Origin of the sequence: Aquitalea sp. LB_tupeE (genome assembly GCF_013391415.1) — a bacterium.
Lineage (GTDB): Bacteria > Pseudomonadota > Gammaproteobacteria > Burkholderiales > Chromobacteriaceae > Aquitalea.
This window is the reverse complement of record NZ_JACAXB010000005.1, coordinates 12,999-39,808: the sequence shown is the minus strand read 5'-3', so window position 1 is coordinate 39,808 and position 26,810 is coordinate 12,999. Positions and strand designations below refer to the sequence as shown.

The window sequence follows — 26,810 nt, the reverse complement described above, 5'->3', positions numbered from 1 at the left end:
AAAATTTCAGACTAAACAACAGATGTGCAGGAGAGGCATTAGCCTGTCTGCAAGGTAAGCAGTACTACGCTGTCGTTACTGGAGTGGCCGGTTTACAATGTCCGGCATGATTCGATCCTGGCATTCTGCCGACTTGTTTCCACGCTTTCTCTGAGAGATTTCCTTTGCTTGATTATCTGCATAAGCGCCTGCATCTGTTTGTGCTGCTGTGGCTGGCGGTGTCCCTGATGGTGGGCATTCAATGGGCGATGTCAGAGTATCAACGCATACAGGAAGAATTTGACCGTACTGCCAGGTTGGCCCATGGCGTGATTGCCAGAAAACTGGACCAGAATGAATCGGTGCTGGCAGCGCTGGATGCCATGCTGATGTCGCGGCAGAAGTTCGAGATGCCGATTCTCAAGTCTTTTTCTCATCAACTGCTGTCTCATTATTCCCAGCTTTACACCGTGGAGTTTTTCCAGAATGTCAGCCGGGATAACCGCAATACATTTCTGGACGAGATGCAGCAGCGCTTTGGCAAAACCTTTTTTATCCGGGATTTCGATATTGCCGGTCGCCGCAGTTGGGTACCTGCGCCTGTGCGCGAGCAGCATCTGGTGGTGACCATGATAGAGCCGGACATCGCGGCTGCAAGTTCGGTGTATGGCTACGACGTCTTGCATGAGCCGCGTTTTGCCGCCGAGATCAAGCAAGCCATTCGTAGTGGACGTAAAGTCGCCTCGGTGCCATTCGATTTGTATGAAGGTGGCCGTGTCTATCTATTGATGCAGCCAGTGTTTCTGGATGCTCCGCTATGGCAAACAAGCGGCACACATAAAGAGTTGATCGGGGTGGTGGCACTGGTGGTGTACTGCGAGAAATTGCTCACCATCTCCCCAGGAGAAGGGGTGCCGGCCGATCTTGAGCTGTCGATCATGGCTACCGCCAATCCAGGCTCAACCATTTATACCATTCCGGGCAAACGTAGCGGCGGGGGCGGCTGGTGGCCCGCGGTGGCCAAGCTGGATATCAGCTTGCCGCTGGTGAGTCAGTCCCAGCCATTTACCTTACGGGTGGGCAAGGATGTTTATCCGGGTGATTTCAAGTTCGGCGGCCTGCTATTGCGTGAGGGGCTGGTCCTGTCGCTGATGCTTTCGTTGTGGCTGCTGTACAGTCAGCGTCTTGCCTTGCGCCGTGCACAAAGCCAGGCGGATGAAGCCTTGTTCCTGCAAAGCGAGCGCGCTGCCGTGGCTTTGAATGCCGTGCATGATGGCGTGATTATTCTGGATACGCAGCAGCAGATCGAGATGGCCAATCCGATGGCCTTGACCTTGCTGGGGGTGAGCCCGGAGGAAGTTGTTGGCCAGCCCTACCAGAATGTGTTCCGTTTGATTGGTGAGCTATCGGCCGAGTTTGCCGAGAATCCGATCAGCGAATGTTATCGTCAGGCGCATACGGTTGAATTGCCCGAACGGATGCAGCTGGCAACGGCTCGTGGGCATGTGCGCCTGGTGGAAGGGGCAATTGCGCCGCTGTTTTCCCGCGCAGGCAGCCTGACCGGTGTGGTGTGCGCCTTGCGTGATATGGGCCCGGTACGGCAGCGTGCTGCCGAGGCACTGGAAGCGAGTGAGCTGCGGGTGAAGGAGCATTTGGAAAAGCTGTCCCATGTGGCGCGTTTGCATACCATGGGCGAAATGGCCTCCGGCATTGCGCATGAAGTGAATCAGCCGCTGACCGCTATTTCCAATTACTGCCAGGCGTCCTTGCAGTTGCTGGAGTTTGGTGAAGACAGTCGGCCGCAGATTGAATCCGCCTTGCGACTGGCGGTGGCACAAGCTGACCGAGCCGGTGAAATCATCAAGCGCTTGCGTGCCCTGGTGAGCAAGCGGGCAATGGAAATCCGCCTGATCGACCTGAACCAGGTGGTGGGCAACTGCATGTTCCTGGCAGAGTACGACCTGAAAGAACGCGGGATTGAAATGGTGCAGCTGTTGTCGGTGTATCCGATGACGGTGATGGCAGACAGCATTCAGATGGAGCAGGTGGTGCTGAATCTCTTGTCCAATGCCATGGATGCGCTGCGCGATGAGCCGGTGATGAAGCGCCATATCATCATTCACACCCGGCGTGAGGGCAAGAAGGCCATTCTGGAGGTGCGTGATACCGGCCGTGGTATTTCTCCGGAATCACTGGAGGTGCTGTTCCATCCTTTCTTTTCCACCAAGCAGAATGGCATGGGCCTGGGTTTGTCGATCTGCCAGACCATTGTCGAGCAGTATGGCGGCCTGATTTGTGCAGAAAACATTCCAGCCAGCGGTGCCTGCTTCCGTATCGAGCTACCCTTGTCGCAAACGGTGGCTGCGACAGAGCAAGAGCCAGCTGCCGGCTGAGCCGGGTTCAATATCAAAAAGAGCCGCATTGCGGCTCTTCAGGCTGCTGACAAAGTGATTCGGTGAGATTTGGCCGGACCCGGCAAAGCCGGTCCTTTCGACTTACTGCTTGTTTACGCAGCCTTCTCATTTATTCCCTATCCCCCCGCCCTTACCTTGTAAGGGGGCCTCGCTATCTTTTCAGAAAGCGAGAAGGGCAATAAGCAAAAGAGCCGCATTGCGGCTCTTTTGGTTGGTGGATATGGCGTTGGCGGATCAGCGTGGCTCAACCACTACCTGGGTGCGTTGCGCGCGTTCCTCGCGCGGGGTGATGCCAAAGTGATTGCGGTAGGTGCTGGAGAAGTGTGGCCCGCTGGAGAAGCCGCAAGCCAGGCCGATTTGCACGATGGACTTGCTGGTTTGCTGCAGCAGCTGCCGTGCTCGGCTCAGGCGCAGTTCCAGATAGTATTTGGACGGCACCGTGCTCAGGTACTGCTTGAACAGACGTTCCAACTGGCGGCGTGACACCCCGACATAATAGGCAATGTCGTCGGTGGTCAGCGGCTCTTCAATATTGGCTTCCATCAGGCTGACGGCTTCGGTCAGCTTGGGCTGGCTGCCGCCAATGCGGGTGGCCAGCGGAATGCGCTGGCGCTCGTTGCCGGGGCGCAGGCGTTCGATGCTGAACATTTCCGACAGGCGGGCGGTGAACTCATGGCCATGCTGATTGCCAACCAGTGACAGCATGAAATCCAGTGTGGCCGCACCACCGGCACAGCTCATGCGGCAGCGGTCGGTTTCGTACAGGTTGGACGAAACGATGACCTCGTGGAATTCCTCGGTAAAACGGCTGATTTCCTGCCAGTGAATGGTGGCGCGAAAGCCGTTAAGCAAACCGGCGCGTGCCATCCAGTAACTGCCGCAGCCTATGCCGGCAATGGGCAGCTTGTCGGTGTGCAGGCCGCTGATGCTTTTGAGTAGTTCGTCCAGATTGACATCGATGGTGATGTCGTCCGCCAGAATGAACAGGCCATCCAGCTTGGGGGCATAAGCCAACGGCAGGTCGACCGGCAGTTTCAAGCCATTGGACATGGCTACCGGCAGGCCATTGAGCGACAGCGGCAAAAATTCGTACAGCTTTTTTTCGGCCAGTTGATTGGCCCGGGTCAGCACTTCGCTGGCGATGGCAAAGTCGGCCATGGAAGCGTGCGGAAGCAGGAGAAAACCGTAGCGTAACGGTTTGGCAGCGTGCATTGATTGACCCATGTTTGCAAAAAAGTTGAGCACTATACCAAAAAAGCAGGCCATGCCGTGGATGGCGTGGCGCTGCTATTTCAGTGTGGCATTGTACGATTTATTTAAGGCTGCCGGAGAGGAATTGTGCAAGCCGCTCGCTTTGCGGATTGGCCAGCACTTCACGCGGATTGCCTTGCTCTTCGATCTTGCCTTTGTGCAAGAAAATCACGTGGTTGGACACTTCGCGGGCAAATCCCATTTCGTGGGTCACCACCACCATGGTGCGCCCTTCGCGCGCCAGGTCCTGCATCACACGCAACACTTCCCCCACCAGCTCCGGGTCCAGTGCTGAAGTCGGTTCGTCAAACAGCATGACTTCCGGTTCCATGGCCAGCGCGCGGGCAATGGCCACACGCTGCTGCTGCCCGCCAGACATATGGGACGGGTATTTGCCTTCCACGTCTTTCAGGCCCACCTTGTCCAGATACTTGCGCGCACGGGCAACGGCTTCGTCACGTGACAGGCCCAGCACATGGATGGGGGCTTCGATGATGTTTTCCAGCACGGTCATGTGTGCCCACAGATTGAAGTGCTGGAATACCATGGCCAGTTTGGTACGGATGCGCTCCAACTGCTTGTGGTTGGCGGCACGCAGCGCGCCGGTTTTTTTGTCCGGTACCAGTTGCAGCTCTTCGCCGCCCAGTTGGATCTGCCCGCTATTGGGGTGCTCCAGCATGTTGATGCAGCGCAGGAAGGTACTTTTGCCCGAGCCGGAGGAGCCGATGATGCTGATTACATCCCCGGCATGGGCAGTGAGGGACACGCCTTTGAGCACTTCGTGGCTGCCATAGCTTTTGTGCAGGTCGCTCACGCGCAGTTTGATGTCGGTGGCTTGTGCCGCGTCGTTGTGTTTCATGCTTGCAACCCTTGTATAAGGTTTCATCGCGCCGCTGTCATGCAAACAGCCGGCCATTGCTGAAAGAAGGCAGCCGGGTGGCTGCCCACGCTGTCAATGCTTGCGCGGGGCCAGATAGGCCAGCCAGCGTTGCTCTGCCTGCTTGAACAGCCAGACAAAGACAAAAGTGAGTACCAGGTAAATGGCACCGGCAATCAGGAAGGGTTCGAAGGCCATATAGGTATCGCTGTAGATACGGCGTGCCACCCCGGTGATGTCTGCCAACGTGACCAAGCCAGCCACTGCGGTGCTTTGCATCATCATGATCACTTCGTTGCTGTAGGCCGGCAGGGCACGGCGCAGGGCGGAAGGAATCACGATGCGGCGCATCATCAGCCATTTGCTCATGCCCATGGCGCGGGCGGCTTCAATCTCGCCCCAGTGGGTGGTGCGGATTTGCCCGGCAATGATTTCCGTGGTGTAGGCCGCGGTATTCAGCGTGAAGGCCAGAATGGCGCAGAACCAGGCATCCTGCAGGTATTGCCACATCCAGCTTTCCCGTACGGCGTCAAACTGCGACAGACCGTAGTAGATGATGAACAGCTGCACCAGCAAGGGCGTACCACGGAATACATAGGTGTAGAACCAGACGCTGCCGGCGAGCAGGCGGTTTTTCGATACCCGGCCCAGCGCCAGCGGCACGGCCAGCAGCATGCCCAACAGCAGCGATGCGCCCAGTAGCTCCAGAGTCATCACGATGCCGTCGCTGGTGCTCAGCAGTGGCTGCCCGTCGGCCCCGCCCAGAAAGGCCGGCAGTTTGTCGAGGATAAGGTGAAAGTCGATCACAGGCCGTTCTCCTTCAGACCGGTGGAATAGCGACGCTCCAGCATGCCCAGCAGGATGTTGGACACGCTGGTGATCACCAGGAAGATCACCGCTACCAGCATGTAGACGGTAAACGGCTCCTGGGTGTTGGATTTTGCCGCATCGGCACGGTACATCACGTCATTCAGGCCGATCACCGACACCAGTGCCGTGGATTTGACCAGTACCAGCCAGTTATTGGTAAAACTGGGCAGGGCAAAACGCACCATCTGCGGGAAGGTGATGCGCCAGAAAATGCGCAGCGGACCCATGCCGTAGGCGGCACCGGCCTCCATCTGCCCTTTGGGTACGGCCATGATGGCGCCACGGAAGGTTTCGGTCATGTAGGCACCGAAGATGAAGCCCAGTGTCAGCACCCCGGCAATGAAAGGGTCGATGTCCGGGGCGGCCCAGCCCATGGCTGCGGCCAGGTCGTTCAGCAGCATCTGTACGCCGAAGAACAGCAAGAACATCCATACCAGGTCCGGTACGCCACGCACCACGGTGGAGTAAAGCTCGGCCAGCGTGCGCAAGGGTTTGGACGGAGCCATCTTGAACATGGCGCCAACCAGGCCCAGTACGACAGAAACCGCCAGCGATGCCGCCGCCAGTTTCAGTGTCAGCACCGCTCCATCGAGGATGCTGGGAAGATATCCGTGTAAAAACATGTACTACCCCTGTGTTTCCCGGGAAGGGACGGCACGGACGACTGCCCGCCCGCGCCACCATGACGGTTTATTTGCCGTAGATGTCGAAGCTGAAATACTTCTTCTGGATCTTGTCGTAGCTGCCGTCGGCACGAATCTGCTGCAAGGCCTTGTTGATGCGGGCCAGCAAGGCTGCATCACTCTTGCGTACTGCCACGGCGGCGCCTTCGCCGAAGTACTTCACCTCGTTGTACTCCGGCCCGGCAAAGGCGTAACCCTTGCCGGCCGGGGTCTTGATGAAGTCGGATTCACCCACGGCGGCATCGACAAAACTGGCGTCAATCCGCCCGGCTTTCAGGTCGAGGAAGGATTCCGGTGCCTTGGCATAGGCCACCAGTTTTGCGCCCAGCTTCACCCAGTTGTCGCGGGCGTATTTTTCCTGGATGGAAGAACGCAGTACGCCAATCTTCTTGCCCTTGAACCAGGCATCGTTGATCTGGCTGCCTTGCTTGGCCACCAGACGGCTGGGCATGTTGTAGTACTTGTTGGAGAAGCTCACCACCTTCTTGCGCTCTTCGGTGATGTTCATCGAGGCGATGATGGCGTCGAACTTGCGTGCTTGCAGGGCAGGGATGATGCCGTCGAAATCCTGCGGCACCACTTCGCAGCTCACTTTCATGGCAGAACACAGGGCCTGGGCGATATCAGGGTCGAAGCCCTTCATCTTGCCGTCCGAGCCTTGTTGGGAAAACGGCGGGTAACTGGCATCAGTGGCAAAGCGCAGGGTTTCGCCTTGGGCAGCAGCGGCCATGCCGAGCGCGCACGCGCCCAGCACCATGAGGGACTTGAACATGGTTTCTCCGGTGGGTCTTTTTTGTTGGATGTGTGGTCCTGTGCGCCGACAGGCTGGCTGTCGGCGCAAGCTGGACTATGCAGCAGACGCGCCGGGCTTAGCCGCCGTAGACGTCAAAGCGGAAGTACTTGTCCTGTACTTTCTTGTAGCTGCCATCCTTGCGGATCTGCTCGATGGCCTTGTTGATCCGCGTGGCCAGGGCCTGATTGCCCTTTTTCACGGCAATGCCGGCACCAAGACCGAAGTACTTCACGTCGGCGTAGTTGGGGCCGACAAAGGCGTAACCCTTGCCACCGTCGGTCTTGAGGAATTCCTGCTCGCCCACGGCACCGTCAACAAATACCGCATCCACGCGGCCGGCTTTCAGGTCGAGGAAGGATTCAGGGGATTTGGTGTAAGCCACGATGGTGGCACCGTTCTTGCCCCAGAAGTCACGGGCAAACTTTTCCTGGGTGGAGGCGCGCAGCACGCCGATCTTCTTGCCCTTGAAGGAAGTTTGCGACACCTGGGTGTTGCTCTTGGCCACAATGCGGCTGGCGATGTTGTAGTACTTGTTGCTGAAGTCGACAGCCTTCTTGCGCTCTTCGGTGATTTGCATCGAAGACAGGATGGCATCGAACTTGTTGGCATTCAGCGCGGGAATCAGGCCGTCCCAGTCTTGCGGGACAATCTGGCAGCTCACCTTCATGGCGGTACACAGGGCCTGGGCCATGTCGATATCGAAACCTTCCGGCTTGCCATCGGCACCTTGCTTGGAGAACGGCGGGTAGTTGAGGTCTACACCAAAGCGGATGGTTTCTGCGTGACTGGCAAAACCGGACAGGCTGACTGCAACTGCAGCCGCAAAAATAACCTTCTTCATATGTGTCTCTGCTTCTCGCATGCAGGGAGCAAGCGTGCTGCTTGTTCCCGTGGTCTTACTTTGTAAACCCGGCGGGGATGGGGTGGCTGCCTGGGCAGCACGGCCGGAACCTGTTGTTGTTATGCCTGCATGCGCCTCCTGTGAAGACGCCAGGCAATGGTGGCACGGAAACTCCCTGCCCAACAATCAGTCGCATTTGGTGCGGATAGCAACAAATTGCGAAGGGGCGCATTCTACGCCAGTTTGTAACTCTTGTGAAACGTCATCAAAATCAGTCACTTATAACTTGATTGTCGGATTGTATACAATGTAGGCTGTCACGGCCTTTTTGTAATTGGCTGTCGCATTGCTATAAGGCAAGTAGTGGGAGAAAAACCAGTACCGCACCGGCTGCCGGTTTTTCATGCTGCACTGCATCCCATCTTTCTGTAAGTCGATGTCGCATTAAGGAAATCCCGCGGGTAGCGGGCTTACTACAATGCCCCGACACAAACCGTGCATACAACAAGAGAAGCCCCATGTCGCTTACCAACAAGACCGAACTGGCGAGCCTGATTGCTGATATTCAGGCCGTTGCCGAGAGCAAGCTTTCATCCAAGGAGACACCACAACTCGCCGGATTCTTCCCGATCTACTTCGAAGAAACCGAGCATGCCGACCTGCGCCAGTTTTCCTCGCTGGACCTGTTCGGTGCTGCACTGGCCCATTTCGAGTTCGCGCGCAAGCGCAGCCCCGGCCAGCACAAGGTGCGTATCTATACTCCCGATTTCGAGCGTGATGGCTGGCAAAGCACCCATTCGGTGATTGAAGTCGTCAACGACGATATGCCTTTCCTGATCGACTCCATCTCCATGCTGCTGTCGCGCTACAACATCAATCTGCACCTGCTGGTGCACCCGGTGTTGTCGGTAGGTCGCGACAAGAACGGCAATCTGCTGGAAGTCAAACGCACGCAAGACCGCAGCCTGCCGCTGGAATCCTTCATTCACGTGCAGATCGACCGCGTCAGCGATGCCGCCACCCTGCAAAAGCTGGAAGCTGAACTCAACCGCATCATTGCCGACATCCGTCTGGTGGTGAGCGACGAGCCGAAAATGCGCGCCGTGGTAGGCGACATCGGCAAGGACCTGGCCAAGGTCAAGGGCGAACGCGCGGTGGAAGCCAAGGAAGCCGTGGATTTCCTGGGCTGGATGGCGGCCAATCACTTCCTGTTCATGGGCTATTGCGATTACGACTTGGTGAAGCGCGACGGCAAGGACAGCCTGAAGATCGTCAAGGATTCCGGCCTGGGCATTCTGCGCGACCAGGGCGACAAGGAATACTCCGCCAGCTTTGAAACTCTGCCGCAAGAACTGCGCGAACTGGCGCACCTGCCGCAGCTGATCATCCTGAACAAATCGCAAACCCGCTCCATCATCCACCGCCCGGCCTATGTCGACTTTGTCGGCATCAAGCGCTTCAACGACAAAGGCGAAGTGATAGGCGAGCGTCGTTTCCTCGGCCTGTATACCGCCGGTGCCTATCAGGCATCGCCGAAAGACATTCCGCTGGTACGTCAGAAAGTGGCCAGCGTGGTGGCCAACTGCGACTACGTGGACGACAGCTACAAAGCCAAGACCCTGGGTTTCGTGCTGGAAAGCTATCCGCGAGACGAACTGTTTGAAATTCCGGCCGATGTGCTGGGCCCGATCGCAGAAGGCATTGTCAGCCTGCAAGAGCGCCCGCGTGTGCGCCTGTTCGTGCGCAAGGACCGCTACCACCGTTATGTCAGCAGCCTGGTCTACGTGCCGCGTGACAGCTTCAATACCGAAGTGCGCCTGAAAATCGAAAAAGTGCTGATGACGGCCTTCAATGGCAGCTCGGCCGAATTCAGCGTACAGATCAGCGACAGCTCGCTGGCACGCGTGCATTACATCATCCGCACCAACGCGTCCAAGCTGCCGGCCTTCCGCGAATCCGACATCGAGGCGGAAATCGCCCGTCTGGTGCGTGGCTGGGTGGAAGAAATGCATCAGCAGCTGGTGGAAGTGCATGGCGAAGAAGCCGGCAACCTGCTGTTCAAGCGTTACCGTTCGGCCTTCCCGGTGGCTTACCGCGAAGAGTTTGCCGTACGTAATGCGGTACTGGACGTGCAATTGTTGGAATCCGTATCTGCCAGCAATCCGCTGGCCATGAAGCTGTACCGTCCTTTCCATCGCGGCAACCAGGCATTCAACCTGAAGCTGTTCCGCGAAGGCGAGCCGATGAGCCTGTCCGCCAGCCTGCCGATTCTGGAAAACATGGGCGTCAAGGTACGCGACGAGCATCCGTACCGTGTCGAGCGTGAAGACGGCTCCGCAGTGTGGATCAGCGACTTTGGCTTGGACGTGGGTGCCTTCTTCGAACAGATGTCCAGCGAAGCGGTACAGAAAGACTTCCAGGAACTGCTGTCCCAGGTTTTTGCCAAGCGTTGCGAAAACGACGGTTTCAACCGTCTGGCGCTGATTGCCGGCCTGGATTGGCGTGAAATCTCGCTGGTGCGTGCGCTGGCCAAGTATCTGCGTCAGGGCGGCCTCACCTTCAGCCAGAACTATCTGGAACAGTGCGTGGCCAACTACCCGGAAATCACCCGTCGTCTGGTGGCGCTGTTCGTGGCCCGTCTGGACCCGGTGAATGCCGACGACGCCCGTGCCGACGCGCTGCTGGCCGAAGTGAAAGAGCTGCTGGACAATGTGGCCAACCTGGATGAAGACCGCATCCTGAACGGCTTCCTGGCGGTGATTCTGGCTACCCGCCGTACCAACTTCTGGCAGAAGGATACGGACGGCCAGTTCAAGTCCTATATGTCCTTCAAGCTGGAATCCAACCTGATTCCCTTCCTGCCGCAGCCGCGCCCGATGTTTGAAATCTGGGTATACAGCCCGCGTGTGGAAGGCGTACACCTGCGCGGCTCCAAGGTGGCCCGTGGCGGCCTGCGCTGGTCCGACCGCATGGAAGACTTCCGTACCGAAGTGCTGGGGCTGGTGAAAGCACAGATGGTGAAGAACTCCGTCATCGTGCCGATGGGTTCCAAAGGTGGCTTTGTCGGCAAGCAACTGCCGGCAGCGAGCGACCGTGAAGCCTTCCTGGCCGAAGGTATCGCCTGCTACAAGATCTTCATTTCCGCGCTGCTGGATGTGACTGACAACCTGGTGACCGGTCAGATCATTCCGCCCAAGGACGTGCGCCGTCTGGACCCGGATGATCCCTACCTGGTGGTGGCTGCCGACAAGGGCACGGCTACCTTCTCCGACATCGCCAACGGCATTTCCGAATCCTACGGTTTCTGGCTGGGTGACGCCTTTGCTTCCGGTGGTTCCGCCGGTTACGACCACAAGGGCATGGGCATTACCGCCCGCGGTGCCTGGGAATCGGTCAAGCGCCACTTCCGCCACCTGGGCATCAACACCCAGGAGCAGGATTTCAGCGTGATCGGCATTGGCGACATGGCGGGCGACGTATTCGGCAACGGCATGCTGCTGTCCGAGCACATCTGCCTGAAGGCCGCGTTCAACCACCTGCACATCTTCCTGGACCCGACTCCGGACGCCAAGACCAGCTTTGCCGAACGCGCGCGCCTGTTCAATCTGCCGCGTTCCAGCTGGGCAGATTACAACCGCGAGCTGATTTCCAAGGGTGGTGGCATTTTCGAGCGCTCGGCCAAGTCCATTCCGCTGTCGCCTGAAGTCAAGGCATGGCTGGAAACCGACAAGGACCACATGGCGCCGAACGAGCTGATCCATGAAATCCTCAAGGCCAAGATCGACCTCTTGTACAACGGCGGTATCGGTACTTACATCAAGGCTTCCACGCAGAGCCATGCCGACGCTCGCGACCGCGCCTGCGACCCGGTCCGTGTCAATGGCAACGAGCTGCAAGCCCGTGTGGTGGCCGAAGGCGGTAACCTGACTTGCACCCAGCTGGGTCGTGTCGAATTTGCGCTGTGCGGCGGCCGTATCGCCACCGACGCCATCGACAACTCCGCTGGTGTGGATTGCTCCGACCACGAAGTCAACATCAAGATTTTGCTGGGCGCAGTGATGCAAGCCGGTGACATGACGCTGAAACAGCGTAATGAACTGCTGGCCGAGATGACCGAAGAAGTAGGCCATCTGGTGTTGCGCAACAACGTGCTGCAAACCCAGGTGCTGGCCATCAAGCGTCTGGAAGCCGCTTCCATGCTGTCCACCCATGCCCGCATGATTGCGCACATGGAAAAGACGGGCGAACTGAACCGCGAAATCGAATACCTGCCGTCCGATACCCAGATCAACGAACGCCGTCTGGCGCGTCAGGGTCTCACCGTGCCGGAAATCGCCGTATTGCTGGCCTACAGCAAGATTTCGCTGGATCAGGCTATTCTGGCTACCGATGTGCCTGACGATGCCGACTTCCTGCCGGTGCTGGTGAACTACTTCCCAAAACCGCTGCAACAGCGTTTTGGCAAGCAGATGGAACAGCATCAGCTGCGTCGCGAAATCATCGCCAACCAGCTGGCCAACCAGATCATCAACCGCATGGGCACCACCTTCGTGTTCCGCTTGCAGGAAGAGTCGCCGTTCTCGGCGGCCGACATCGCCCGCGCCTGGTGGATTGCCAGCCGCGTGTTTGATGCGGAAAACCTGTGGGGCCAGATCGAAGCGCTGGACAACCTGATTCCGGCCGACCAGCAAATGCAGATGATGGTGCTGGTGCGTACCCTGATCGAACGCGTCACCCGCTGGGTGCTGCGCAACAAGCGTCCGTTCACCTCGGTGAATGCCGTGATCGAACAGTACGCCGGCAAGGTACAGGAACTGCTGGCACGTCTGCCGGCCCTGGTGGATGCCAAACAGTACCCGGCCGTGGCCGAGCTGGAAGCCCGCCTGAGCCTGCCGAACATGCCGCAGGAACTGGCCCGCGTGCTGGCACGTCTGGAGTTTGCCGTACCGCTGATGGACATCATCGAAATCAGCGAAGGTGGCGAACTGTCGCAAGACGAAGTGGCACAGAACTACTTCCAGCTGGGTCGTAATCTGCAACTGGACTGGCTGCGTGACGCCATTACCGGCCTGCCGCGCGACAACCGCTGGCAGTCGCTGGCCCGCTCTGCGCTGCGTGACGACCTGTACCGCCTGCATCGCAAGCTGGCCAAGCTGGCGCTCAGCGAAGCCATCGGCGACAAGGCTTTTGCCGATGTCTGGCTGAGCAAGCGTCGTGGCGAGCTGGAACTGTGCTACCAGATGTTTGCCGAGTTACAGTCCTTCAGTGTGCTGGATCTGGCCATGCTGTCTGCCGGCATGCGCGAGCTGAACAACCACCTGCTGGCCTGATCAGCCAAGGCAATGTGAACAAACCGGCCCTCAGGGGCCGGTTTTCAGGCTGCTGACTAGGTAATTTGCTTCGGTTCTGCAGGGCCCGGCGTAGCCGGGCCTCTCCGGATCTGTCATTTAGTCCGCAGCCTTTTTATTTCATCCCAATCCTTCCGCCTTGCCTTGATAGTTGAAGAAAGGAGCCTCGCCTTCTTTGGGGAAGGCGAGATTGGGTAGCAATAATTTATCAAACCGGCCCTGAGGGGCCGGTTTTTTTATGGTGATCAGCGGAAAATGCGCTTGGTTTGATGAGAAGCGGCGGACGGCAGCAGGCAAATCCGGCTATCATCCGCACTTGAATCCGGCATCCATCGTGCCGAACAGACTGGAATGACAAGATGCAGAACACACAGGCCGACGCCTCCGCCCGGGAAGCAGAGCAAGCCTGGCGCCACGCCAAGCAACTGGAACAGGCGCTGATCGAACTACTACAGCAAGCCTTGCCCGCCAGCGGGCTGTGCACCGTGGGCAAGCCGCTGACCGAACAGCAAAAGCGCGGCGAATCACGTCAGGCGCTGTGCTGCAGCCTGCCGCTGCTGCAAAAGAAAAAGCGCAAGGACACCATTGTGGCCTTTCTGAACTTCCAGATCAGCCTGGCGGGCGACGGCGTGCCGCGAATTGGCCCGGACGGGCAGGGTGAGCCCTTGGGCCCGGTGCTGCACATTGCACACTGGACCTGTGAATTCAGCTTCGATTACGACGCCTATGTCGGCTTCCCCGCCACCGGCTGGCAGCCCTGGCTGAACCAGGCAGGCCGCCTGTTGCGCTGGGAAGATGACGAATCGCCATTTGGTGATGAATGGACCTACAGCCTGCGGCTGGATGCCTTGAGTACGGACGAAGGCTTGCTGCGCCGCGTGGTGTTGCAACCGGTGCTCGCGCTGCTGGAAGGTGCTGCGGCGGCGACAGCCTTGCCGGACGATTTGCCGGGTCTGGTCCGCTATGTGGATATTCCGGCCGAGGACGGCCTGCAGGACTTGCGCGTGACCGCCTGAAGCTATGCCCGCGCTGACACAAGAAAAACCCCGCCTGGATGAGCGGGGTTTTTTCATGGTCACGGCCATGGCGGCCTTAGTGCATGGTGCCAGTCTGCCAGTCGCCACCCAGTGCCTTGATCAGATTCACACTCCAGACAAACTGGCTGCCATGCAACTGGGTTTGCAGGCGCTGTGCGCCAAGCAGGCTTTGCTGGTTGATGGCCAGTGTGAGGGCGTTATCCAGTCCTGCGCGATAGCGCAGCAGGGAAATGTCGTAGGCGTGCTGCTGGCTGCTCACCGCGGCAGCCTGCTGGGCGCTGGCCTGATTCAGCCCCTGCAAGGTTGACAGCGCGTCCTGTGTTTCCTGGATGGCCTGCAAGACTGTCTGGCGATAACTGTTGGCAGCGGCCTGATAACCGGCTTCGGCGTAGTCAACCCCGGAGCGGGTCTTGCCATTGTCAAACAGGGTCTGGCCCGCTTGCAGGCCCAGCGACCACACAAGGGCCGGTGCGGAAACCAGCCGGGCCAGCTGGGCGGATTCATAGCCGATATAGGTGGGCGACAGGGTGAGTTGCGGGAACCAGGCGGCTTTGGCCACGCCGATTTGCGCATTGGCGGCGGCCACCGCACGTTCGGTGGCGGCAATGTCCGGGCGGCGCTGCAGCAAATCGGCCGGAACGCCCGCAGGAATGACGGGCAGGCGGGCGGGCAGGCTGTCGGCACCCAGCTGGAAACTGCTGGCCGGATGACCGCTGAGGGTGGCCAATAAATCCTGCTGTTGTTGGCGCTGGTTGCCCAGCAGGCTCAGTTGGGCCTGTGCTGCTTGCAGGCTGGCTTGCTGAGTGGCTAGTGCACCGGCGGCGTCCAGCCCCTCGCGATGGCGGATTTGAGTTAGTTGCAGCACTTTTTGCTGCAGGCTGATGGATTGGCGCAGCAGGGCGCTTTCTTCATCCAGCTGGCGCAGCTGGAAGTAGGCCGTGGCCAGTTGCGTAGCCAGCAGCAAGCGTACGTTTTCGCTGTCAGCCTGGCTTTGCGCGGCGCTGGCGCGGGCGCTTTCCACATCACGGCGCACGCGGCCCAGCCAGTCGAATTCGTAGCTGACATTCAGCGTGGGCTTGTAATCGTTCTGGATGGTGCTGCTATTGGTGGATTGGTAATTGGTGAGTGGACGCTCGGCGGAAATACGCGTGCGGCTGACGCTGGCACCCGTGCTGACAGCGGGCAGGGTGGCTGCGGCGTGGATGCCAGCCTGGGCCTGGGCCTGTTGCAGGCGGGCCAGTGCCAGTTTCAGGCTGGCATTGCCGGCCATGCAGTCGGCTTCCAGCCGGTTGAGCGTGGCATCGCCAAACTGTTGCCACCAGGGCTGTTTGGCCTGCTGGTCGGCTGGCTGGGCTGCTTGCCACTGACCTGTACCCTGCCAATTGGCGGGCATGTCGCTGATGGCCGGGGTGCGGTAGTCCGGCCCGATGGCCGCGCAGCCCGCCAGCGTCAGCAGCAAGCTGGCACCAGCTAGCGGGGTGAAGAAGGCGCGCATGGCTCACTCACCCTTGTCGCTGGCGACAATGGCCACGCTCTGACCGTTGTGGATGGCATCGGACGGATTCAGGATGATGCGCTCCTTGCCGCTCAGTCCGGCCTTGATGGCAATGTCCTTGCCATAGTCGGTTCCCAGTGCCACTTTTTGCAGCCTTACCTTGTTGTGTTCGTCCACCACCGCCACCTGGCTGCCCTCGGAACCGAAGATCAAGGTATTGGTAGGCAGGGTCAGCCCGGCTGGGCTGCTCATCTTGAAACTGGCTTCCACATACTGGCCGGGCAGCAACTGGTGCTGGGCATTGGGCAGGACTACCTCGACCTGCAGGGTGCGGCTGGCCGGGTCGATGGCACCGGCGGTGCGGGCCACCTTGCCTGCCAGCGGCTTGCCACCCTCGGTCAGCGCGATGTCCACCGGGTCGCCCACCTTGACCTGGTTGGCACGGTCTTGCGGCAGGTAGACGTACAGGTGCAGCTGGTCCACCTGTGCCACGCTGAACAGCGCCTGGCCGCTGCCACCATTACCGGCATTGACCAGGCTGCCATTGTCGATATTGCGCTTGGTGACGATGCCGTCAAACGGGGCCACGATGCGGGCGAAGTCCTGCTGGTCGCGCAGCCGTTGCAGTGTGGCCTGGGTTTGCTGGAAGGCGGCGGTTTTTTCGTCCAGCTCCTGCTGCGAAACCGCATCCTGCGCGCGCAAGCGGCTCCAGCGCTGATAGGCGGTGCGGGCCAGTTCATGGCTGGCGGCGGCTTCGTCCACTTGCTTGGCGATGTCCGGTGTGTCCAGCACTGCCAGCAGCTCGCCCTTTTTCACCGGCTGGCCGATGTCCTTCAGCCATTGTTTTACATAGCCGCTGCCGCGCGCATACACCAGCGCCTCGCGCATGCCCTGCAGTGTGCCTGGCAAGGTCAGCCGGTTGTCGTGGCGATTGTTCTGCGCCTGCACCACCCGTACTTGCTGGATGGCACTCTGGCTGGCTTGTTTGGCCAGCGTATCGGCATTGGCCTGTCTGGCCAGCAAGGTACGGCCCAGCCCGGCCAGTAACAGCAGCACGATGATGAGGCTGACGGTGCGGGCGCGGCGCGCCACCTTGTCGCGGCCGTCCAGGCCAGGGAGGGTGTCGTGGTGGAAGGCTGGCACGCCCTGATTGGCATGGCGCTGATCGGTCATGGTGTTGTCCTATGCTGCTTCAGGCGTAGTGGGGTTTGCGTCATCCGGGGCGTTGGCGGCTGCGCGGCGTCTGGCCAGATAGCTGTGAAAGCTGGCAAACACCACCGGAACAAAGAACAAGGTGGAGACGGTGGCAAACAGCAGGCCGCCAATGACGGCACGGCCCAGCGGTGCGTTTTGTTCCGAGCCGTCGCCAATGCCGATGGCCATGGGAATCATGCCGATGATCATGGCCAGCGCCGTCATCAGCACCGGGCGCAGCCGGGTGGCTCCGGCTTCCAGGGCGGCAGATAGCGGTGGCAGGCCTTCTTGCAGGCGCTGACGGGCAAAAGACACCACCAGAATGCTGTTGGCAGTGGCCACGCCCATGGTCATGATGGCCCCGGTCAGCGCAGGTACGCTGAGGTTGGTGCCGGTCAGTATCAGCATCCAGGCAATGCCTGCCAGTGCTGCGGGCAGCGCGCTAATGATGATGAAGGGGTCCAGCCAGGACTGGAAATTCACCACGATCAGCAGGTAAACCAGCACGATGGCACCCAGAATGCCCAGATCCAGCCCGGTATAGGAGGACTGCATGGTTTCCACCTGGCCACGCAGGCTGATCTTGCTGCCCTTGGGCAGTTCGGCCTCGCTCTGGCGGATCAGCTGCTGGATTTCGCTGGCCACCGCGCCCAGGTCGCGCCCGCGCACATTGGCGTAAATGTCTACCGCCGGCTGGATATTGTAGCGGCTGACAATGGCGGCCTCGCGCGCCGGGCTGACGCGTACCAGATTACCCAGCTGCTGTGGCGTACTGCCGTTGACGCCAGCCGGGTTCACCGGCAGTTGCAGCAGCTCATCCAGCCCGTTGATGCGGTATTGCGGGGTTTGTGCCTGCATGTTGTACACCACGCTATTGGCCGGGTTCAGCCAGAAGGTGGGCTGGGTCTGCTGGCTGCCAGAGAGCGGCAACAACAGGTTTTGTGCCACATCTACCGCATTCAGCCCCATGCCTTGCAGGCGGGTGCGGTCCATGTCCAGCTTGAGCGCCGGGGCATCCATGCGTTGATGGACATGCACATCAGCCGCGCCGTTGATCTGTTTGATGCGGTCGGCCAGCTTCACCGCAAAAGCATGGTTCTGTGCCATGTTTTTGCCGTAAATCTGCACGTCGATGGCTGACGGGGTGCCGAAGTTGAGAATCTGGGTGACGATGTCGGCAGGCTGGAAGAAAAACTCCACGCCCGGAAAACGCTTGGCCAGCAGTGGCGGAATTTTTTCGATGTAATCGGCACTCGGCCGATGGCCCGGTTTCAGCGAAATCAGGATATCGGCATCCAGCGTGCCGATAGTGCCGGAGTTGCTGTAGGACAGATTGATGCCGGAATAGGGCAGGCCGATATTGTCGATGATGGTGTCCAGCTCGCCCGCCGGAATGATTTCCCGCAAGGCATTGTCCACGCCATCGGCCAGCCTGGCGGTGTTTTCGATGCGCGTGCCGGTGGGGGCGCGCATGTGCAGCTTGATCTGGCCGGTATCCACGGTAGGGAACAGGTCGCGCCCCAGCAGCAGGTACAGGCCGCAGGACAACAGGCAGAAGCCGAGAAACCCGGCCAGAAAACGGCGACGGTGGGTCAGCAGGTGGCTGAGCAACAGCACATACACGCTGCGCAGCTTTTCAAACTGATGGTTGAAGCGCGCATGTACATGGTGAATCCAGGCCGTCACGCGGCCGCTGCGGCCCTGATGGCCCATCAGCAACAGTGCCAGCGTGGGCACCAGCGTACGCGACAGCAGGTAGGAGGCCAGCATGGCAAATACCACTGCCTCGGCCAGCGGCACAAACAGATAGCGCGCCACGCCCTCCAGAAAGAACATCGGCACAAACACGATGCAGATGCACAGCGTGGCCACAAAGGCCGGAATGGCAATTTCCCCGGCACCTTCCAGAATGGCGGTGTGCAAGTCCGAACCCATGTGCAGATGACGCTCGATGTTCTCGATGGTGACCGTGGCATCGTCCACCAGAATGCCCACCGCCAGCGCGAGCCCCCCCAGCGTCATCACATTGATGGTTTCACCCACGACATGCAGCAAAATCACCGAAGAAAAAATCGACAAGGGAATGGAGATGGCAATGATGGACGTGGTGCGCCAGTTGCCCAGAAACAGCAGCAACATGATGGCGGTGAGTACGGCGGCAATCAGCGCCTCGTGTACCACGCCTTCCACGGCGGTTTTCACGAATACCGACTGATCCGCCAGCAGCGACACCTCAATGCCCTTGGGCAGCAAGGGCGTCACCGTGGGCAGCAGGCTTTTCAGATTGTCCACCACACTGAGGGTGGACGCGCCGCCGTTCTTGTATACCGACAGCAACAGGCCGCGTTGGCCGTTTTGCCGCACGATATTGGTTTGCGGCGAATAGCCGTCCCGTACATGCGCCACCTCGCCCAGATACGTTGTCGCGCCATTGCTGCTGCGTAGCGGGATATTGTTCAGCCCGGCAATGGTGGTGGGCGAGCCGTTCAGGCCGATATTGAATTCGGTATCACCCAGCTTGGCAGTGCCTGCTGGCAGGATCAGGTTCTGGCTGCTGATGGCGTTTACCACGCTGGCTGGTGTCATGCCCTTGGCGGTGATGGCGGCCAGGTCCAGGTCTACCGACAACAAACGTACCTTGCCGCCATAGGGGTAGGGAATGGCCACGCCGGGAATGGTGACCAGCTGCGGCCGTAGCGTATTCACTGCGGCATCGAACACATCCTGTTCGGACAGGGTCTTGCTGGACATGCCCAGTTGCACTACCGGCACGCTGGAGGCGGTGTATTTGATCACCAGCGGCGCGGTGGTGCCGGTGGGCATTTGCCTTACCACTGCCTGCGATACCGATACCACCTGGGCGATGGCGGTCTGGATGTTGACATTGGGCTGGAAGAAAATCTTGATCACCGCAATGCCGTTGAGCGATTGCGACTCGATATGCTCGATGTCGTTGACGGTGGTGGTGAGAATGCGCTCGTTGGACTGGGTGATGCGGTCGGCCATTTGCTGCGGTGCCAGGCCGTTGTAACCCCAGATCACGCTGATGACCGGAATGTCGATTTCAGGCAGTACATCCACCGGGGTGCGCAACAGCGCCAACACGCTGGCCAGCACGATGACAATGGCCATGACAATAAAGGTGTAAGGTCGGCGCAGTGCCGTTTCAACAATCCACATTGGGGGAGACTGCCTTCCTGCCTGTGGCCGGAACGTCTAACCGGCTTGTTGTTGCTGGCGACTGTGCCGATCGCAACGCAACAGGCTGCAGCGGGCTCAGTCGTATTTTATTGTTGTGCCATCGCGCCGCCGCTAAAGCAGGTCAACCGCTATGTCCTTTGCGATATTAGCCCAAAGCATGTGATATGCGTGGGGCAAGGCAATGACAATTTGTTATTAATTATGATGACGCAATGGTAGAGGTCGGCGTTTCGCTAGTGAACAGCAGTACCGGTGTCGTGGTTTCGGGCAGGGTGATGTGGCCGCAGGCATGCAAGCCGGCTTTGCACAACACCCGGGCGGATGCGGCATTGTCCGGGTTGATATAAGCCACCACCCGCGGCAGGTGCAGGCTGTGGAGGCCATATTGCACGCAGGCTGTTGCCGCCTCACTGGCATAAGACAGCCCCCGCCTGGCGGGCAATATGACATAACCAACGTCCACATCGGCAAGACCCGCACGACGTATCAGGCCGCACATACCAACCGGCTGGCCATCCTCGCGCCGTTCCACACACCACAAGCCGATGCCGTGCTCGGCGTAACTGAGCAAGGGGCCGCGCAGCAGGTAATCGCTGGCGGCATCCAGGGTGCGAATACCACGATCCGCCACGTAATGGATGAAATCCGGGTCGTTCAGCAGCGTCAGCACCAAAGATGCATCGGCCGGGGTCAATTCACGCAACTGCAGGCGCGGTGTAATGATGAGCAGCATGGATTGCCTGTCAGGCAAGGTGGAAGCTGGCAGTCTAGCCTGCGGCCGGTAGCATTCACAAACAGCAGGGCCGGGCGCGAAAATGCAGGGCAGGGTATTGTCAGGAACGGGTTGAGGCTGTATTATGCGCTTCTCTGTTGCACAGCGTTGCAACAGCAGCCATCTGGAGAGGTGGATGAGTGGTTTAAGTCGCACGCCTGGAAAGCGTGTTTAGGGTAATACCCTAACGGGGGTTCGAATCCCCCCCTCTCCGCCAAATACATACAAAAAAGCCCTGATTATTCAGGGCTTTTTTGTTGCCTGTAATTTTCAGTATGCCATCCAGTATGCCACTTGGTCCTCGCTGTCTTGATACGATTTTGGACGATCTTGGATTCTGTGTAAGTAGTTCACCCAGTTGCAATGATGCAACGGATGATCAGTGCTGGCATCGATGCGTGTGCATTGGCTAATGAGTTTGCTGGTGTTTGAGCCAAATTTTAAGATATGGTCATAAAACAAGAGCCGCTGCCTGAAAAGGCTAGCGGCTCTTGTTTTATGTGGGTTTGGCGTAAGGGCTGAGTATCGGCCGAAGCAGACGCTAGCAGGCTCGGCTGCAGGTGTCCGCATTCGGCTAGGAGCAGCCATTGCCGAGATACGGGGCCAAGGTCTCAAGCTCGGCAATACCGCCGTTCAAGCGAGGGGGCAGAACGGCTGCAGTACTACTCAAAACTGACAGAATGGCTTCCATGAAATCAGGGGCGACTCAGTCAGATGCAGAGAATTTTGTCCATAAAGATCATTTGGATTGATTTTTTGTGCAAATAATCCATTTTACGTATTTTGATTTTCAATGGTATCGATATGCTTGTCTGACTTCTCAAGTTGAATAAGCAAAGGTTGGTCTGCCTTTTTCCTGATGAATGAAGGAGATACTTGGTGTCGATACCTGATGACTTGAATATCAAGGAAGCGGCCATTCTGGAACGCAAAGCATTTGCAGCCATGGAAAGTGGGCATCTGGCTTTCCGGCAAGGAAAAATCAGTGCGATAGAGTTATTCTTGCTGGCTGACAAATGGGAGTTGGCTGAGGAAGCGTTGCGTTGTATGGAAAAAACAGCTCAAAGCCGTTGATTTTTACTACAGCTTGAGAGTACCTGCTTGAATGGCCCCAAGGACTGTCAGCACATTGCAGTGGCACCGGAGTATCGCGCTAGTACCCGCCATGCAGACCTGATTTTTATTGGCTCAGGCAGTATTGCCCCAGCTTTTGCAAATCAAGCAAGGTGAGTAAACGAGGTCCATGAGCTGTTTGCAGCGAGACATGGCCTGATGCAGCATCCGCTACCCATGCATTTTCGTCCGTAGTGGATGATGATGCTGACTGAGCAATAGGGCGGCCATTGTCGATGGTAATCAGCCTGGGTACTGAAAAACCGACAAGGCCGTACTCTGTTTGCACCACCAGAATACTGGCGGTATTGCTGACGGGTGACTGCGGCACCCCTAACACCGAACTGAGACAAAAAGTCGGGATGGCTTGTTCACGACTGACAACAAGGCCTGCCTGCTTCCCTTCGGAGCAAGTCAGTAATTTACCTTCAGACCACGGCAGGATTTGCAAGACTTGATCCACCCGGCAGGCAATCTCACCATTCACGTCCACAGTCAGAACATGCAGGGTTTGTTTTCCTCCGGGGCCGTCTCCGGCTTGCAGGCTATCCGCTTGGGGAGCGTTATCCGGCATGGTGATGTGAGCGATATCACGAAGTGTTTGCCGGTTGCGCAGCTGGGTATCGGCAATCAACAGAAAGTGTTGCTGGCCGTCGCCGTTGATGCCAAGCGTGTCGACCGGTAAATCATGGACAGACACCACGCCAATAAAGTTGGCCGCGTCCTTGAAGGAGCGTGCTGGCAGTGGCATGGGATGAAAATGCCCCAGTTTGACGACGTCGAAAATGTTTTCAACGGTAAATGCAAGATAGCCATCCTCATAGCGGATGACAAAGGCCTGCCTGGGAGGCACGCTCGGCTGATCTATCCCCAATGTTCCCAGCAAACTGAGTACGGGAATACGCAAATTCTGATAACGGATGATGCCCAGACAAAAACCGGACTTTATCGGTGAGCTTTCAATGACCGGGTTGAGGATGATGGTGTGAACAACGGTGGCGTCAATGGCAAGCGGCACCCCTCCACTACTCATCAGCATCAGGTGATGAATTGTACTGTCTATCGTGTTGTTCCCGGTCATGTCGGTTTCGGCCTGCCCTTGCTCGGTAACAGGGATGCCAGACAAGGCACACAATCTGTCTGCATCAATCACACTGACGGGCCGTTGCTCTCCCGGAAGGGTGAAGCCACCGGTAATGATGTGCTCCTTGTCACTATCCACAACCAGTTGCGCTTCACAATCCACGACCTGCTGAACATCCGATGCCAGCAGACCAAGCACGCGATGATGTGACGTGACCACAACCACGTTATGTAGTGTTGCTGGTTCGCTGCCATCTGACATCAAAACCCGAAGGTCGATGACAGGAATCAGTACACCACGCAGGCTGAAACACCCTTTCAAAGCAGGGTGCCTGCCCGGCATGCTATTGAGTACCGGGCAGGGCACCACTTCTCTCAGGCATTCGATATCCAGTGCCAGCAAGCTATCGTTGACGGCGAAAATTCCGTAACGACGGGAAGTCACTTAATTGCTCCCGGTATTGCCGCCGTTGCGGGCAAGTGAGGTAATCAACAGTTTGACCTCCGTGGTCAGCTCTGCCTGGCGCCGGGTAACATCGACAATTTCCTGGATGCTGCTTGCTGTCTGCTCTACACCATGGTGGATTCCCTTGAAGTTGCTGGCAGCACGCTGACTGGCCTCTATGCCCTGATCCACCTGGCCGTCTGCCAGCTGAACCTGCTCGGTGATTTCCTGCGCGGCTTTGGAGCAGCGTTCTGCCAGCTTGCGGACTTCGGCTGCCACGACAGAAAAACCTACACCGTGCTGACCGGCCCGCGCCGCTTCGATGGCTGCATTGAATGCCAGCAGGTTTGTCTGGTTGGCAATTTCACTGATTACACCGACAATCTCTGCGATGCGATCAGCACTACGGCGTATTTTCGCAATCAGCTGCAAGGATTGTTCCAGTGCCTGACTTCCCTCACTGGCCACGGATGCAGCTTGCCCGGAAAGAACTGAAGCTTGTCCGGAGAGGGTTGCCACCATATTGATGCTTTCCACCAGAATGCTGACGCTGTCTGCCATTTCGCGGGATTTCTGCGAGATTTCACGCTCCATCTGTACTTCTTTGGTTACGTCATAAGCGTATTTGATGATTTTGCAGACGGTACCATTCAGGTCGAAAATGGGATTGTAAGTAGCCTGAATCCATACATCGCGGCTGAATTTACCCACCCGGTGAAAGCGTCCACTGACGAACTTTCCTTCACTCAGACTTAACCAGAAGTCGCGATATTCCGCGCTATGAGTATATTCAGCGGTGCAGAAGATGCTGTGGTGATGCCCCTGGATTTCTCGCAGCGTATAGCCCATGGCAGCGAGGAAATTACGGTTTGCCGTCAGGATATTACCTTGCAGGTCGAACTCCACCATGGCTTGGCCCGCGTTGATGGCATCTACCTTGGCCCGGTACTCGGCATTATGCAGTTTGGCCTGGGTGATATCACTGGCAATCTTCACCACCTTGATTGGCTGGCCGCTGGGATTGAGAACCGGATTGTAGGTTGCCTGAATCCATACTTCTTTTCCGCCGTTGGCAATCCGCTTGTATTCCCCCGAGAAGAATTCCCCGCGTGCCAAACGCTCCCAGAAGTTCTGGTAATCTGCTTTGGATATTTCTTGTGGATCAACAAACATCCGGTGATGCATGCCTTGGATTTGTTCCAGACGGTAGCCCATCAAGGCCAGGAAATTATCATTGGCGCCAAGCACCTTACCGCTGAGGTCAAACTCAATCACCGCCTGGGCACGATTAATGGCCGACAGTTTTCCCTCGGTTTCCAGCCGTTCCAGTTTCTCTTTGGTGATATCACGCGCCAGAAGAATCACTTTGGACAATTCCCCTGCCAGGCCGGTGACGGGAGTCAAGGTAAGGTTGATCCATACCTCTTGCCGTCCAGCAGCCTGAAAGCGCATTTCGCCAGTATGGACATGGCCGCGGTGTAATTCGCGCCAGATGTCCTGATTGGCAGCACTACCCTGGTCTTCTTCGAAAAGCAATTTTTGCAGCCCCTTGCCAAGCATTTCGGAATGGGTATAGCCCAGAACCTGGCACAGCTGTTCGTTGCACTGAATGAAATTGCTTTCACGATCAAGTTCGGCGTAGCACAGGCTTTCGCTGACGGCCTTCAAACGACTGCGGTTCTCCTGTGCATCCTGTTTTTCCGAAGTGATGTCACTACAATATTTCACCACCTTGACCGGCTTTCCCTCCAGGTCAAAGATAGGGTTGTAAGTGGCTTGTATCCAGATGCGCTTGCCGTTTTTGCCAATACGCAGATACTCGCCAGCATCAAACTCGCCCTTGTTCATTTTCTGCCAGAATGCCCGATAGGCAGGGCTCTCTGCCTCTTCTTCGGTCACAAACAAACGATGATGCTGGCCCTTGATTTCATCCAGCTCATAACCCATCAGTTTCAGGAAGTTCTGGTTTGCCTGCTGGACAATACCTGCCATATCGAATTCGATGACGCCCTGCGAGCGGGAAATCGCATTCACCTTGCCTTCATCTTCCAGGGCTTTTTCTTTGGCGGCGGTAATGTCCGTGGCGTACTTCACCACTTTGAATGGCTTGCCATCAAGTCCCAGGATGGGTGTGTAGGTTGCCTGCAGCCATACGGGCTGGTGGCGGTGATTCAGGCGCAGGAACTCACCACTTTGTGCCCGTCCCTCACGTAACGCATTCCAGAAGTTTTCGTAGGCATCACTCTGGGAAACTTCTACCGGGCAGAACATGCTGTGATGTTGGCCGATTACGCCCTCGTGCGTATAACCCATCAGCCTCAGGAAAATATCGTTGACCGCGACGATGCGTCCATCGAGGTCAAATTCGATAACGCATTGCGACTGCTCGGCTGCATATACTTTGCCTTGCTCTTCGTGCTGGGCCTTTTTTCTCGCGGTGATGTCCGCTGTGAATTTGATGATCCTGTAAGGGGCACCATCTTCATTGAGCAGGGGGTTGTAATACGCCTGGATGTAGATATCTTCGCCGCTGGCTTTCTTGCGGTGGAATTCGCCACTGACGGCTTCCCCATTGCACAAGGCCTTCCATAGCGCATCGTATTCACCGCTGTTGACCTGCGATTCAATCCAGATTGCATGGTGGTGTTTGCCAATCAGCATATCCCGCTTGAAACCAAACAAGCGCAAGAAGTTGTCATTGGCTTCAACAATGATGCCGTGCAAATCAAATTCGACAATGGCTTGATTGCGGTTGATGGCTTTGAAGAATTCGGATATGTCCCGCAATTCACTGGAGGCTTCTCCTCCGCAAACGCGTAGTGCCTCGCTGATGCGGGCTGTGGCTTCATTGATCATGTGGCTCACCTCCTGTGATTTTCTATAGACAGGAGGATCGTCCGGTGCAACTTTTCAATTCATTTGTCAGAAATGGCAATAAATTGACTATACTTTAAACATAAACCATCAAGCTGCATGATTGCACATTCTCAGTGCATGAGTGATGGCATGCATGACCGCTTCCTCCACTTGCAGCCAACTCAGCCCCTCTACAAGTCAGTGATCATCCCTGTGTGCCTGTAGAAAACGGCAGCTCTTGCATGACATCTCGTCAGCCAACGCCCAACCCACACCTCTCCTTCTGCATTCACAGCGCAGTGCCGACATCACCTGGTAATGCCGCCCTTAACCGTAGCGGGTCAGACTTCATGCCTCTCGAAAATGTGGTCGCAGATGAAGTAGCTGCTGTGCTGACCGTTTCGATCAATCTGGAAGGTGGACACCCCTTGGCCATTCTGGCTTGGCGCGATGACAAGTCACAGTCATCCAATTGCTTGATCTCCAAGTTGCTCAGGTACGGAGAAGCATCACATCTATGACGAAGATATTTTTCTTGAAAAGTAAATTGGCTCTGCT

The 26,810-nt window shown here is 57.6% G+C and carries 17 protein-coding genes and 1 tRNA gene; 5 read left to right on the top strand and 13 right to left on the bottom strand.

What is annotated here, in order from left to right:
* The first annotated feature begins 164 nt into the window (after positions 1-164).
* Positions 165-2,372, top strand: a complete 2,208-nt coding sequence (locus HWX34_RS01090; protein ID WP_255496522.1) for an ATP-binding protein — start codon at positions 165-167, stop codon at positions 2,370-2,372.
* Between the two features lie 255 nt (positions 2,373-2,627).
* On the opposite strand, the gene HWX34_RS01085 is transcribed toward HWX34_RS01090, so the two are convergent.
* From HWX34_RS01085 to HWX34_RS01060, 6 genes are all read right to left on the bottom strand, one after another.
* Entirely contained in the window at positions 2,628-3,605 is a 978-nt protein-coding gene (locus tag HWX34_RS01085; RefSeq protein ID WP_045848091.1) for a GlxA family transcriptional regulator, read from the bottom strand.
* A 100-nt stretch (positions 3,606-3,705) separates the two neighbouring features.
* On the bottom strand, positions 3,706-4,503 hold the full coding sequence (locus HWX34_RS01080) for an ABC transporter ATP-binding protein (RefSeq protein ID WP_178970596.1): 798 nt from the start codon (positions 4,501-4,503) through the stop codon (positions 3,706-3,708).
* Positions 4,504-4,596: 93 nt separating this feature from the next.
* Positions 4,597-5,328, bottom strand: a complete 732-nt coding sequence (locus HWX34_RS01075; protein ID WP_178970595.1) for an ABC transporter permease — start codon at positions 5,326-5,328, stop codon at positions 4,597-4,599.
* Positions 5,325-6,014: an ABC transporter permease gene (locus HWX34_RS01070; RefSeq protein WP_178970594.1), complete on the bottom strand. Its 690-nt coding sequence runs from the start codon at positions 6,012-6,014 to the stop codon at positions 5,325-5,327. Before HWX34_RS01070 ends, HWX34_RS01075 begins: the two co-directional genes overlap by 4 nt.
* Before the next feature lie 67 nt (positions 6,015-6,081).
* Positions 6,082-6,846: an ABC transporter substrate-binding protein gene (locus tag HWX34_RS01065; protein ID WP_178970593.1), complete on the bottom strand. Its 765-nt coding sequence runs from the start codon at positions 6,844-6,846 to the stop codon at positions 6,082-6,084.
* Positions 6,847-6,943: 97 nt separating this feature from the next.
* A complete protein-coding gene (locus HWX34_RS01060; RefSeq protein WP_178970592.1) occupies positions 6,944-7,708 on the bottom strand; it encodes an ABC transporter substrate-binding protein in 765 nt (254 codons plus the stop codon).
* 518 nt (positions 7,709-8,226) lie between these two features.
* Between HWX34_RS01060 and HWX34_RS01055 the strand changes: the two genes are divergently transcribed.
* Complete coding sequence (locus tag HWX34_RS01055) at positions 8,227-13,038, top strand: NAD-glutamate dehydrogenase (RefSeq protein ID WP_178970591.1); 4,812 nt, start codon at positions 8,227-8,229, stop codon at positions 13,036-13,038.
* Positions 13,039-13,176: 138 nt separating this feature from the next.
* On the opposite strand, the gene HWX34_RS01050 is transcribed toward HWX34_RS01055, so the two are convergent.
* Positions 13,177-13,353, bottom strand: coding sequence for a hypothetical protein (locus tag HWX34_RS01050; RefSeq protein WP_178970590.1), 177 nt, complete (start codon positions 13,351-13,353; stop codon positions 13,177-13,179).
* A 62-nt stretch (positions 13,354-13,415) separates the two neighbouring features.
* On the opposite strand from HWX34_RS01050, the gene HWX34_RS01045 reads away from it, so the two are divergent.
* Positions 13,416-14,072, top strand: a complete 657-nt coding sequence (locus HWX34_RS01045; RefSeq protein ID WP_178970589.1) for a hypothetical protein — start codon at positions 13,416-13,418, stop codon at positions 14,070-14,072.
* A 76-nt stretch (positions 14,073-14,148) separates the two neighbouring features.
* On the opposite strand, the gene HWX34_RS01040 is transcribed toward HWX34_RS01045, so the two are convergent.
* The 4 genes from HWX34_RS01040 to HWX34_RS01025 all read right to left on the bottom strand — a co-directional run bounded on the left by HWX34_RS01040 (position 14,149) and on the right by HWX34_RS01025 (position 20,716).
* Entirely contained in the window at positions 14,149-15,588 is a 1,440-nt protein-coding gene (locus HWX34_RS01040) for an efflux transporter outer membrane subunit (protein ID WP_178970588.1), read from the bottom strand.
* Positions 15,589-15,591: 3 nt separating this feature from the next.
* Positions 15,592-16,761, bottom strand: a complete 1,170-nt coding sequence (locus HWX34_RS01035) for an efflux RND transporter periplasmic adaptor subunit (RefSeq protein WP_178970587.1) — start codon at positions 16,759-16,761, stop codon at positions 15,592-15,594.
* 9 nt (positions 16,762-16,770) lie between these two features.
* Positions 16,771-19,962, bottom strand: a complete 3,192-nt coding sequence (locus HWX34_RS01030; RefSeq protein WP_178970586.1) for an efflux RND transporter permease subunit — start codon at positions 19,960-19,962, stop codon at positions 16,771-16,773.
* A gap of 220 nt (positions 19,963-20,182) precedes the next feature.
* Positions 20,183-20,716 carry a GNAT family N-acetyltransferase gene (locus tag HWX34_RS01025; protein WP_218645007.1) on the bottom strand — a complete coding sequence of 178 codons (534 nt, stop codon included), beginning with the start codon at positions 20,714-20,716 and terminating at the stop codon, positions 20,183-20,185.
* 165 nt (positions 20,717-20,881) lie between these two features.
* On the opposite strand from HWX34_RS01025, the gene HWX34_RS01020 reads away from it, so the two are divergent.
* Together HWX34_RS01020 and HWX34_RS01015 are read left to right on the top strand one after the other, a co-directional pair.
* A tRNA-Ser gene (locus HWX34_RS01020) sits at positions 20,882-20,972 on the top strand.
* A gap of 662 nt (positions 20,973-21,634) precedes the next feature.
* A complete protein-coding gene (locus HWX34_RS01015) occupies positions 21,635-21,829 on the top strand; it encodes a hypothetical protein (RefSeq protein ID WP_178970585.1) in 195 nt (64 codons plus the stop codon).
* Positions 21,830-21,935: 106 nt separating this feature from the next.
* On the opposite strand, the gene HWX34_RS21535 is transcribed toward HWX34_RS01015, so the two are convergent.
* Positions 21,936-23,396, bottom strand: coding sequence for a chemotaxis protein CheW (locus HWX34_RS21535; RefSeq protein WP_178970584.1), 1,461 nt, complete (start codon positions 23,394-23,396; stop codon positions 21,936-21,938).
* Positions 23,397-26,252 (bottom strand): PAS domain-containing methyl-accepting chemotaxis protein, encoded by a 2,856-nt coding sequence (locus tag HWX34_RS01005; protein WP_218645006.1) that lies wholly within the window; start codon positions 26,250-26,252, stop codon positions 23,397-23,399. It lies immediately after the preceding gene.
* Positions 26,253-26,810 lie beyond the last annotated feature (558 nt).